General features: G+C 46.8%; 10 protein-coding genes. 8 read left to right on the top strand and 2 right to left on the bottom strand.

Going from position 1 to position 12,276, the window contains the following annotated elements:
• Window positions 1-10 precede the first annotated feature (10 nt).
• Both ubiH and NH462_RS16900 read left to right on the top strand, forming a co-directional pair.
• Complete coding sequence (gene ubiH / locus NH462_RS16895) at window positions 11-1,183, top strand: 2-octaprenyl-6-methoxyphenyl hydroxylase (protein WP_253106758.1); 1,173 nt, start codon at window positions 11-13, stop codon at window positions 1,181-1,183.
• A 10-nt stretch (window positions 1,184-1,193) separates the two neighbouring features.
• The gene (locus NH462_RS16900) at window positions 1,194-2,363 is read left to right on the top strand and encodes an FAD-dependent monooxygenase (RefSeq protein WP_253106759.1); all 1,170 of its coding nucleotides are present in this window, start codon (window positions 1,194-1,196) and stop codon (window positions 2,361-2,363) included.
• A 252-nt stretch (window positions 2,364-2,615) separates the two neighbouring features.
• On the opposite strand, the gene NH462_RS16905 is transcribed toward NH462_RS16900, so the two are convergent.
• Together NH462_RS16905 and NH462_RS16910 are read right to left on the bottom strand one after the other, a co-directional pair.
• Window positions 2,616-3,083, bottom strand: coding sequence for a transposase (locus NH462_RS16905; protein WP_253106760.1), 468 nt, complete (start codon window positions 3,081-3,083; stop codon window positions 2,616-2,618).
• Between the two features lie 193 nt (window positions 3,084-3,276).
• Complete coding sequence (locus NH462_RS16910; protein ID WP_010370532.1) at window positions 3,277-4,122, bottom strand: LysR family transcriptional regulator; 846 nt, start codon at window positions 4,120-4,122, stop codon at window positions 3,277-3,279.
• Between the two features lie 129 nt (window positions 4,123-4,251).
• Between NH462_RS16910 and NH462_RS16915 the strand changes: the two genes are divergently transcribed.
• The 6 genes from NH462_RS16915 (at window position 4,252) to NH462_RS16940 (ending at window position 12,155) form a co-directional block, all read left to right on the top strand.
• Window positions 4,252-4,827, top strand: coding sequence for a hypothetical protein (locus tag NH462_RS16915; RefSeq protein ID WP_211859341.1), 576 nt, complete (start codon window positions 4,252-4,254; stop codon window positions 4,825-4,827).
• Window positions 4,828-4,912: 85 nt separating this feature from the next.
• The gene (gcvT, locus tag NH462_RS16920) at window positions 4,913-5,995 is read left to right on the top strand and encodes a glycine cleavage system aminomethyltransferase GcvT (RefSeq protein ID WP_010370538.1); all 1,083 of its coding nucleotides are present in this window, start codon (window positions 4,913-4,915) and stop codon (window positions 5,993-5,995) included.
• Window positions 5,996-6,071: 76 nt separating this feature from the next.
• Window positions 6,072-6,461 (top strand): glycine cleavage system protein GcvH, encoded by a 390-nt coding sequence (gene gcvH / locus NH462_RS16925; protein WP_010370541.1) that lies wholly within the window; start codon window positions 6,072-6,074, stop codon window positions 6,459-6,461.
• A gap of 182 nt (window positions 6,462-6,643) precedes the next feature.
• Window positions 6,644-9,544, top strand: coding sequence for an aminomethyl-transferring glycine dehydrogenase (gene gcvP, locus NH462_RS16930; RefSeq protein ID WP_253106761.1), 2,901 nt, complete (start codon window positions 6,644-6,646; stop codon window positions 9,542-9,544).
• 460 nt (window positions 9,545-10,004) lie between these two features.
• Window positions 10,005-10,211, top strand: coding sequence for a helix-turn-helix domain-containing protein (locus NH462_RS16935; RefSeq protein WP_253106763.1), 207 nt, complete (start codon window positions 10,005-10,007; stop codon window positions 10,209-10,211).
• 3 nt (window positions 10,212-10,214) lie between these two features.
• The gene (locus tag NH462_RS16940) at window positions 10,215-12,155 is read left to right on the top strand and encodes a DEAD/DEAH box helicase family protein (protein ID WP_253106765.1); all 1,941 of its coding nucleotides are present in this window, start codon (window positions 10,215-10,217) and stop codon (window positions 12,153-12,155) included.
• Window positions 12,156-12,276 lie beyond the last annotated feature (121 nt).

A 12,276-nucleotide genomic window follows, 5' to 3' on the forward strand; every position in this document is an offset into this window, starting at 1 on the left:
GACACTTTGCGTGCAACAGTTTGATGTCGTCGTGGTTGGTGGAGGTATGGCGGGAGCCAGCGCCGCCATCGCCATAAAAAAAGTCTCTCCGCAGGCAAAGATTGCGGTTATTGAAGCCTTTGCGCCAAAAGGTAAACAGCATCCAAGTTTTGACGACCGTAGTATTGCGCTTGCTGCGCAGTCGGTCGCATTTTTGGGCGAGCTAAATCTATTTAATCCCGAGTGGCAGTACGTTGAGCCAATCACACAAGTGAATGTTTCTGACAGAGGTCACTTCGGTAAAGCGTGGATAAATCCTGAAGACTACAACCAAAAAGCGTTGGGCTATGTGGTTGAAGTCAATCCCTATGGCAGCTTTTTACACGAGCAGTTGAGCAATCTTGATATTGCACTGTTTTGCCCAAACCAAGTGGCGCATATACATCAACAACCAGAACAGGTTGAACTGAAGCTCGATAATGGCGAGCAATTACAAAGTCGATTACTGGTTATTGCGGATGGCGCGCAATCTCCCACGCGGGCTAAGCTCAATATCGGCTTTGATAGCATAGGCTACGAGCAAGGTGCATTGATTGCCAATGTGCAAATCGACACGGCACATCGTGGTCAGGCGTTCGAGCGTTTTACTGAACATGGCCCAATGGCACTTCTGCCAATGAGTGATAATCGTTATTCGCTGGTGTGGTGTATGCCAAATGAGCATCTTAGCGAGTTTGAAGCGATGACAGCACACGAGTTTTTAGCTGCATTGCAGCAAGCCTTTGGATATCGCGCTGGGCGCTTTGTGCAAGTGGGTATGAGAGCAAGCTACCCGCTAGTGCTTGGGCGAGTAGAGCAACTCACTCATCATCGCGTGGTGGTGATTGGCAATGCGGCGCATGCCATTCATCCCATTGCAGGACAGGGCTTTAATTTAGGTCTACGAGATATTCAAGTCCTAACCTCACAATGTCAGGCGATTGCGCCCGAAGAGTGGGGAAGCTTTCAATTTACGCGTGCTTATCAACTGGCGCGAGGGCAAGATATTAACACGGTGATGACATTAACCGATGCGCTCGTTCGACTATTTTCAAACTCATCAAGAACCTTAGCCTTAGGCCGTAGTTTAGGTCTACTCACCATGGCGCTGTCCAAAACAGCAAGAGCGCCGCTGGCCAAGCAATTGATGGGATATAAAGGATAAAGGAGTTGGCATGCAACAAGTTCAAGTTTGTATTGTTGGTGGTGGATGTGTTGGGTTAACGCTGGCGCTAGGGCTTGCGCAGCAAAATATCTCGGTACTAGTGCTAGACAATGGTGAAAAACCAACACCGTTGGCACAAGAATACAGCGCACGCGTGAGTGCGATAAGCGCTGCAAGTCAGGCTCTATTTGAGCGCTTGGGCGTGTGGCCAGATATTAAAGCGCAGCGCGCCGCGGCATATACTCGTATGGATGTACGCGATAAAGACAGCTTTGGTAAAATCGCCTTTGATAATGTCTCGTTAGACTTACCTGAGCTTGGTCACATCATTGAAAACGACGCCATTCGCTATGCGTTGTTAACAGCACTTGAAGCACAGCAATCGGCCAAACTGATGTGGAACACAAAATACCAAAGCTTGCACCAAACAGACACCGATGTGCTGTTAACCTTAGCTACTGGTGAACCTGTGATGGCCAAGTTGGTAGTGGCGGCTGACGGTGCACGTTCGGCTATTCGCCAGCAGTTTAATATGCCAATCACGTATTGGGATTATGATCACCATGCGCTGGTTGCAACGATAAAAACAGCAGCGCCACATGATGCAACAGCAAGACAAGTGTTCCTCCCTGATGGACCGCTGGCCTTTTTGCCGCTAGATGATCCACATACTCATTCAATTGTATGGTCAACCGCACCGGATAAAGCAAAGCAGCTACAAGCTATGCCAGTCGAGGCGTTTAATAAAGCATTAAGTGCTGCAATTGATATGCAGTGCGGTGTGTGTGAATTGATTAGCGAAAGACATGTTTTTCCATTGACCATGCGTTATGCAAAACAATGGGTGCAAGGGCGCATCGTTTTAATGGGCGATGCGGCACATACTATTCACCCGCTTGCAGGTCTTGGCATGAATTTAGGGCTAAAAGACGCTGCGTATCTGATCACGCTATTATCAGCACCGCAAGAGCAATTTGCCAGCACACGGATACTGCGCCAATATGAACGCAGCAGAAAAGCAGATGCCCAAAAGCATATTGCCATGATGCAAGGGCTTAAAGAGCTGTTTGAAGGCAACCATCCGCTTAAAAAGTTAGTGCGCGGTGTGGGCCTGAGCTTGGTTGACAACCTCGGCCCAATCAAACACCTGTTCGCCAAAGAAGCGATAGGCGGTAAATAAAAAGATCGCCGCGTAAAGCGGCTCCCGCAAAGGTTTTATGTTGTTGGTGGGAGCGGGTTTACCCCGCGATATTTTAACAATCTCGCCGCGTTAAGCGTCTCCCACAGAGGTTTTATGTTGTTGGTCGGAGCGATTTTACATCGCGATCATTTCAACAATCTCGCCGCGTAAAGCGGCTTCCACAGAGATTTTATATTGCTGGTAGGAGCGATTTTACATCGCGATCTTTTCCTAAAACAGGTATCACCAACTTTATAAATCCCCAATCCCATTGCTTAAATAAATACAATTCCAATAAGGATAATCACCAATCTGTTTTACCAACCCTGCCCGAAGCGGGTTTGCAACTATGTATCTTGCTTGGTTTCTTAACATAGTGTTATGCAAAATACAGGTGTCATAAAAACCCTTTTGCCATAGCTGCCGAATATTCATTGTTCTTAGCTTAGTTGCCGTTCTTCCTTTTAAAGACCGAATGGCATCAGACAAAGAAAACACATCCATTAGTTGAAACAGGAGATGTAAATGATCTGGCATCAGTGTGTAGGCAATTAATTTGATAAAGTTATCCTGCTCAAGGTGATAAATTTCGCGAATAACAACTTGATTGACTGCGAGGTTATTAAAAACAGCTATTTTGTTTTTACAGCAAATGGTGATTGCATAATATTGACCGGCTGATGAAACTCGGCCTTTCCTTAAACGGCAGCTATGTGGCATGACTCTCTCCTTGAGTTCATTAATAAGTGCTAACTTAAGTATAGGACAAGCTCGCTGCGTAAAGCGGCTCCCACAAAACAGAGTGGTTTTGTCTGCGGGTTCACCCCGCGAGCTTTTCAACAACCTCGCCGCGTAAAGCAGCTCCCACATGAGTTCTGTGTTGCTGGTAGGAGCGATTTTACATCGCGATATTTTAACCTAACCTCAATGCAATAAACTCAGCGAGTTTATCAACCGCGTGGGCGGATTCTTGGGTGTTTTTGACTAGGCTGATACCGATTTGGCCGAGTTCGGGTAATATTTGGGTTTGGGTCTGATAAGGCAGCTCTGCTGGCACGGTGCTTTTGGCCAGCACAGTGATCCCGAGCCCTTCTTTTAAAGCGGCAGTAAGGCCGGTTAAATCGGCGTTGCTATATACAATCCGGTATTGTAATCCAGCTTGCTGCAGCGCCTCGATAGCGCGGCGGCGATAAATACAGCCCTCCGGCGCGGTGACTAAAGTGACAACCGAATGCTGCGCAAGCGATAAATCGCCAACCCAAACTAATTGATCTTGCATAAAGACTGGATATTTAGAGGATGAGAGTTCTTCATTAAGCGCTAGCACTAAATCAAACTGGTCTTGCCTTACTACAGAAAGTAAGTGTTTACTCAATCTTGATTTAACTTCCAGCGCCACATCAGGATATAAAGAAACGAAATCACCAATAATAGAAGGTAAGATCCGTGCTGCAAACTCACTTGGAATGCCTAAACGTACTCGGCCTGTCACACTCTCAGAGGTAAATTGCTGAATAATTGCATCGTTTTGCTGCAGCATCTGTTTGGCTAGAGGCAAGAGTAGCTCACCATATTGATTCAACACCTGCCTTTGCCCTTGCTTTTTAAACAGCTTGCAACCTAGCATGTCTTCTAAACGTTTGATTTGCAAGCTAACAGCAGGCTGAGATAAGCCAAGCAACTCACCGGCCTTGGCAAATCCACCGACATCAACCACAGTGACTAGCGTTCTTAATCCATCAATTGATAAGTTTTTCATATAAGGAAATGCAATTTATAAAACCCAAGTACATTAATATTATTTATCAATTGATAAGTAAATACAATTTGTTGTTGAGTTTGCGCATCCTTATACTTTTGCTCATCGAAATTTCACTAAGGTAGTGCCATGAGCGTCACGCCAATTATCTTTGCAAAGCACCGTCAGGGCAGTGTTCCGGCGCAAAACCATTACATGCCAACTGATGCTGTTGTTGTACTCGATTTCAGCGGCTTTGAGACCACGCCTTTCTTAAGCCAAATTCTTGCACTTAACTTGAATAAGTTAATGGCACCAGGCTTAGGTTTTCAAGGCAAACTAGACAGTGGCGAAAATTTCGCCGTGTACTATTTTAGTGAAACGGCTTACCGTTTTGTTGTAAGTGAAAGCGCAGCCGCTGAGCTGGCAACACTGATTGATAGCCATGCCGACGAGTTCGACATTGAACTGGTACGTCGTCACGACTTAGTTGCTGCCACCATAAGCGGTGAGCTTGCGTTTGAGCGTTTAGTTAACGACTTTACATTAACGCCAGGCCTTAGGATCTCAGATAAAAATGCCTGCTATGGCAAGCAAAGCGGTGAAGTATTTATTACGACCTTGCTGGTGGACGAACAGCAACAGTATCAGTTGATTGCGCAAGCTGCAGTATTAGATAAGTGGCAAACGACGCTCACTGACGCTGGTTTTAAACTCGTTTCATAAATTCCGTGCAGTTATCGTAAGCGCGATAACAATAACCCCCTCAGCGCCAACCGATGGTGGCTGAGTAAAAAAGTGAAGGATAAGTATGACTTCTAAAACAGTACTACACGCGAAGCACCTAGAAGCAGGCGCGAAAATGGTAGACTTCCACGGTTGGGAAATGCCAATCAATTATGGCTCACAAATTGAAGAGCACCACGCGGTGCGTCAAGACGCGGGCATGTTTGACGTTTCACACATGACGATTGTTGATATCGAAGGTGTAGACGCAAAGGCATTTTTACAAAAGCTAGTTGCAAACGATGTAGCTAAGCTTACTGTGGCTGGTAAGGCGCTATACACAGGCATGCTAAACGAGCAGGGCGGTGTAATTGACGACCTTATCATTTACTTCTTCACTGAAACGCAATATCGCCTAGTCGTTAACTCTGCAACACGCGAAAAAGATCTCGCACATATCGGTGCGGTAGCGGCAGATTTTGAAGTGACAGTCACTGAGCGTCCTGAGTACGCGATGATTGCGGTACAAGGTCCAAATGCAAAAGCAAAAACAGCCACTATCCTAGACGAACAACAACAAGCGGCTGTTGAAGGCATGAAGCCATTCTTTGGTGTGCAAGCTGGCGACCTATTTATCGCAACAACTGGCTACACTGGTGAAGAGGGTTATGAGATCGTAGTACACAACGATGGTGCGGCGGACTTATGGCAAAAATTATTAGACGCAGGTGTGCGTCCAGCTGGCCTAGGTGCACGTGATACGCTACGTTTAGAAGCGGGCATGAACCTTTATGGCTCAGACATGGACGAGACGGTGTCTCCACTTGCTGCGAACATGGCATGGACAATTGCATGGGAGCCAGAGGAGCGTGACTTTATCGGTCGTGCAGCTATCACTAAACAGCGTGCAGAGCAAAGCACTGATAAGCTGGTAGGTTTAGTCCTAGAAAGCAAAGGCGTATTACGTGGTGGTTCTAAAGTTATCGTAGAAGGTGGCGAAGGTGTTATCACTTCTGGTACATTCTCACCAACTTTAGGCTTCAGTGTAGCGCTTGCGCGTGTACCTCGTTCAATTGGCGAGACTGCACAAGTTGAAATGCGTAAGAAGCTAGTTGATGTTAAAGTAGTTAAGCCAAGCTTCGTTCGTAACGGCAAGTCAATTATCTAGTTTTTTTAGATAATAAATAGAATAACATTGATGTCGCTCACGGGGTGACATCGCAACCGACCAAAGGAACAAAAAAATGAGCAACATTCCTAGCGAGTTAAAGTACGCTACTTCACACGAGTGGGTTCGCGCTGAAGGTGACGGCATTTACACTGTTGGTATCACTGAGCACGCACAAGAGCTTCTAGGCGACATGGTATTCGTTGAATTACCAGATGTAGATGATGAAGTTGACGCGGGTGAAGACTGCGCGGTAGCTGAGTCTGTAAAAGCAGCGTCAGATATCTATGCACCAATCGGCGGCACTATCGTTGCAATCAACGAAGAGCTAGAAGATGCGCCTGAAACTGTAAACAACGATGCTTACGGTGACGGTTGGTTGTTCAAAATTAAAGCGTCTGATGAGTCTGAGCTAGATAACCTACTAGACGCTGAAGGCTACGCAAATTCAATCGACGAAGACTAATTTGTTGATACTAATAAAAGCCCCTTTTTAGGGGCTTTTATTGTTGCTTTTTGGGCAAGGGTGCTTGCTCAAGGTATGACGAGATCATGCCAACGTTTTTAGAATACTGCCGTTACCAAGGTATCTCATTTAGATAAAAACAGTATTCACCTTTTTCATTTGGATCATAGGAACCTGGACTAATGTCAAACGCCAAATCTCTTGAACAGTTAGAGCAAAAGCAAGATTTTATCCGCCGCCATATCGGGCCAAGCCCAGCACAGGTGAGCGAGATGCTAAGCGCTCTTGGAGTATCTAGTGTTGAAGAGCTGATCGGTCAAACTGTACCTGCTTCAATTCGTTTAGAAGAGGGCTTACAGATCGGTGAAAGCCGCACAGAAGTGGAAACCCTAAGTTACCTGAAATCAGTAGCAAGCAAAAACAAGGTTTTCAAATCTTATATCGGTCAAGGCTACCACCCAACTCACGTACCTCACGTTATCCTACGTAACGTACTAGAGAATCCGGGTTGGTACACTGCTTACACCCCTTATCAGCCAGAGATTGCGCAAGGTCGCTTGGAGTCACTACTTAACTTCCAAACGCTGACTATGGACATTACCGGCCTTGATCTTGCCAGTGCATCACTACTTGACGAATCCACCGCAGCGGCAGAAGCAATGGCGCTTGCGAAACGTGTATCTAAAGCGAAAAAAGCAAACATCTTCTTTATTGCAGACGACGTACACGTACAAACTATCGACGTAGTATCTACACGTGCTGAACAGTTTGGTTTTGAAGTAGTAGTAGGCCCTGCTAGCGACGCTGCTAACCACGAGATTTTTGGCGCGCTATTCCAGTATCCAACAACATCAGGTGAAGTGGTTGACGTTACTGACCTAATCGCACAAGTACAAGACAAAAAAGCGATTGCCTGTGTTGCCGCAGATATCATGAGCTTAATGCTACTTAAAGCACCTGGTAAACTAGGTGCAGACGTAGTGCTTGGTTCTGCACAGCGTTTTGGTGTACCTATGGGTTACGGCGGTCCACATGCAGCATTCTTTGCTACGCGTGATGCTTACAAGCGTTCACTACCAGGCCGTATTATTGGTGTGTCTAAAGACCGTTTAGGTAACGACGCACTACGTATGGCGATGCAAACTCGTGAACAGCACATCCGCCGTGAAAAAGCCAACTCAAACATTTGTACTGCACAGGTGCTACTTGCGAACATGGCTGCGTTTTACGCGGTTTACCATGGTCCTCAAGGTCTTAAGATCATCGCTGAGCGCATTAATCGCCTTGCAAGCATTCTTGCCACGGGTCTTAAAGCAAAAGGCGTATCACTTAAGCACGATACGTGGTTTGACACCATTACCGTTAAAGCGGACGACGCTGACAAGCAAGCGGTTGTGGCGCGTGCGGTAGCAAAAGGCGTAAACTTTGCCCTTAACCACAACGGCGAATACTCAATTGCAGTAAACGAAACCACTACGCGTGCAGACGTAGCTGAGCTATTCGACATCATTTTAGGTGACGACCACGGCCTAAATGTAGATGCGCTAGACGCACAAGTATCAGGCGAGAACATTACAGGTATTCCTGCAAGCCTAGTACGCGACGATGAAATTTTAACGCACGCGAACTTTAACAGCTATCACAGCGAAACCGAGATGCTGCGTTATATCAAGCGTCTTGAAAACAAAGATTTAGCACTAAACCACTCAATGATCTCATTGGGCTCGTGTACCATGAAGCTAAACGCAACCGCTGAAATGATCCCAGTGACTTGGCCTGAGTTTGCAGAGCTGCATCCGTTCTGCCCAATCGACCAAGCACAAGGTTACAAGATCATGATGACTGAGCTGCACGACTGGCTTGTGAACATCACAGGTTATGACGCAGTATCACTACAGCCTAACTCAGGTGCACAAGGTGAGTACGCAGGTCTTATCGCGATCCGTAAGTACCATGAGTCTCGCGGTGAAGGTCACCGTAACATCTGTTTGATCCCAAGTTCAGCGCACGGTACAAACCCGGCGTCTGCACAAATGGCAAGCATGAAAGTAGTTGTGGTTGACTGTGATAAAAACGGTAACATCGATATGGAAGACCTACGCGCGAAAGCCGCTGACGTAGCTGAAAACCTATCGTGCATCATGGTTACTTACCCGTCTACACACGGTGTATACGAAGAGTCTATCCGTGAAGTATGCGACATCGTGCACCAGCACGGCGGCCAAGTATATATGGACGGTGCAAACATGAACGCGCAGGTTGGGGTAACTAGCCCAGGTTCAATCGGCTCTGATGTATCGCACTTAAACCTACACAAAACATTCTGTATTCCACACGGTGGCGGTGGCCCAGGTGTTGGTCCTATCGGTGTTAAATCGCACCTAGCGCCATTTATGCCTAACCACAGCGTGATCAACGTAGAAGGCACAAACGTAGGTAACGGCGCGGTTTCTGCGGCACCTTACGGCTCTGCTGCTATTCTACCTATCTCGTGGGCATACATCGCGATGATGGGCAGCGAAGGCCTAAAACAAGCAACAGAAATGGCAATCGTGAACGCTAACTACCTAACAGCCAAGTTGAGCGAGCACTTCCCAATTCTATACCGTGGCCGTAACGACCGTGTTGCCCACGAGTGTATTGTTGACCTACGTCCATTGAAAGAAGCCACAGGCATTACCGAAATGGACGTTGCTAAGCGTCTACAGGACTACGGCTTCCACTCACCAACGATGTCGTTCCCAGTAGCGGGCACACTTATGGTTGAGCCAACGGAGTCCGAGTCTAAGGTAGAAATCGACCGCTTTATCGAAGCCATGGTTTCTATCAAAGGTGAAATCGACAAGATTGCATCAGGCGAGTGGTCTATAGAAGATAACCCATTAGTATTTGCGCCACACACGCAAGCTGACGTACTAAGCAACGACTGGAACCGTGCATACGACCGTTTTTACGCTGCATTCCCAGTACCAAGCGTAGCAAAAGACAAATTCTGGCCAACGGTAACCCGTATCGACGACGTATACGGCGACCGTAACCTAATCTGCTCTTGCCCAGCGGTTGATACTTACCGCGATGCGTAAGGGTTTGTAGATCTCGAATAAAGAATGCAACTATCGGAATTAAGTTTGCAACTCGAATAAAGTTTGCAACCGATAGTTGAGTTTTGAGGTCATTAAATATGAAAAAGCGAACCAGAAATGGTTCGCTTTTTTGTTTTCTAAAACGAAAATACATTTAGTGCTTCAGGCTGGATCCTCTTTGATCTTGTTCTATATTCGTTTTGGCAGTATCAATGGAACTCCGATAGCTTATTTCATGGAATCATAAATATCGCTTTGAATGTACCTATGCCGAACATGCACCTTTGGGCCTTTACGCAATTAAATATGATGTTTTCATTCTGCTTTAACGGCAATTAAATGCCGAAACGTCAGCATGAAAAGTACCGTGCTATGTAATTTGATATAGTCATTTAAAGGTTAATTGGGTAGACTGTTGACGATTTTAAACGACTTTAGTCTTTTATCGGGTGCTAAAACCATGTCTACCGAATCCTGGGTTACAGCCCTCGAAGTTGCTCAACACTTAGGCGTCGCTAAAGATACCGTCTACCGCTGGCGCGAACGCAAAGGCCTGCCCGCACATAAAATCGGTCGCCTTTGGAAGTTTCAGCTATCTGAGGTGGATGAATGGGTACGTGCTGGTGGGGCAGATGAAGAGCAGAATGCCCAGCAAGGAGTGCAATAGCAGATGAGTAAAACCGAAGCACAAACTCGGTCAGAACTGATCGACCAGCAGTTGGCTCTGGCAGGCTGGAACATCAAAGACCCAAGCCAAGTCGTTGAAGAATTCGACATTGTGACTGACTTGCCCGAAGGTCTAGCCGAGCCGCGCACCAAGTACGAAGGCCATCAATTCAGTGACTATGTACTGCTAGGGAAAAATGGCAAACCACTAGCCGTAGTCGAAGCCAAAAAAACGTCAAAAGACGCCGCCATTGGCCGCGAGCAAGCCAAACAATACTGCTACAACATCCAAAAGCAATTGAGTGGCGAGCTGCCATTCTGCTTTTACACCAATGGGCACGAACTTTACTTTTGGGATTTGGAGAATGCCCCGCCGCGCAAAGTCGTTGGCTTTCCTACGCGGGATGATTTAGAACGCTTCGCTTACATTCGCCGTAATCGTAAGCCACTCACGCAAGAATTTATCAATACGTCCATTGCCGGGCGCGAGTACCAAATCCGTGCCATTCGTTCCGTGCTCGAAGGTATCGAACAAAAGAAGCGAGACTTTCTGCTGGTAATGGCAACCGGCACTGGTAAAACACGCACCTGTATCGCCCTTACTGATGCACTGATGCGAGCCGGCCATGCGGAAAAAGTGTTGTTTCTTGTAGATCGCATCGCGCTGCGCGAACAAGCCCTGGCCGCCTTTAAAGAGCACATGCCCAACGAACCGCGTTGGCCCAATGTGGGCGAAAAGTTAATCGCCAAAGACCGGCGCGTGTATGTCGCTACTTACCCGACCATGCTCAATATCATCCGCGATGAGTCACAACATCTCTCGCCACACTTTTTCGATTTTATCGTGGTCGATGAAAGTCACCGCTCCATCTATAACACTTTTGGTGAAGTGCTAGATTATTTTAAAACCATCACCATGGGTTTAACGGCCACACCGACCGACATTATCGACCACAACACCTTTGAGCTGTTTCACTGCGAAGATGGTATCCCCACCTTTGCCTACACCTACGAAGAAGCTGTTAACAACGTGCCGCCCTACCTCTGCAATTTTCAGGTGATGAAAATTCAGACCAAGTTCCAAATGGAAGGCATTAGCAAGCGCACAATTTCATTAGAAGACCAGAAAAAACTGATCCTGCAAGGCAAAGAAGTCGAAGACATCAACTTCGAAGGCACCCAGCTGGAAAAACAAGTGGTCAACAAGGGCACCAACACCCTGATCGTGCGCGAATTTATGGAAGAAGCCATTAAAGACGCCAACGGCGTGTTGCCCGGTAAAACCATTTTTTTCTGCGCCACCAAAGCTCACGCCCGCCGTATGGAAGAAATCTTCGATAAGCTCTACCCCCAATACCACGGCGAGCTGGCCAAGGTACTAGTATCGGATGACCCACGTGTTTACGGCAAAGGCGGCCTGCTCGACCAGTTTACCAATAACGATATGCCGCGCATTGCCATCAGTGTGGATATGCTCGATACCGGTATCGACGTGCGCGAAATTGTAAACCTTGTATTCGCCAAGCCCGTATACTCCTACACCAAATTCTGGCAGATGGTTGGCCGTGGCACTCGTTTGCTCGAAACCAGCAAACCCAAGCCCTGGTGCCTAGAAAAAGACGTGTTTTTAATTCTCGACTGCTGGGATAACTTCGAATACTTCAAGCTCAACCCCAAAGGGAAAGAACTCAAACCCCAGTTACCGCTGCCCGTTAAATTAGCCGGCTTACGACTGGATAAAATCGAAGCAGCCAATGACGCTGGCTTTGGCGATATCGCCGCACGTGAAGTGGTAAAACTACGCAACCAAATTGCCGCCTTACCACAAAATTCTGTGGTCATTAAAGAAGCTGCCGCACAACTGGCGCGTCTCAGTGATGACAACTTCTGGCTCACGCTCAACCACGATAAAATCGAATTTTTGCGTACCTACATCAAACTGTAGTGGCATAGTTAATTTGGCCACCCATTAAGAAAGAAATGTTATGCTATTTGCATACAAATTTGGGTGAAAAAATGACGAAATTAAAACGCGCAACCTATTCTGCGGCAATCAAATTAGAAAC

The sequence above is a fragment of the Pseudoalteromonas sp. OANN1 genome (assembly GCF_024124685.1).
GTDB classification, from domain to species: domain Bacteria; phylum Pseudomonadota; class Gammaproteobacteria; order Enterobacterales; family Alteromonadaceae; genus Pseudoalteromonas; species Pseudoalteromonas piscicida.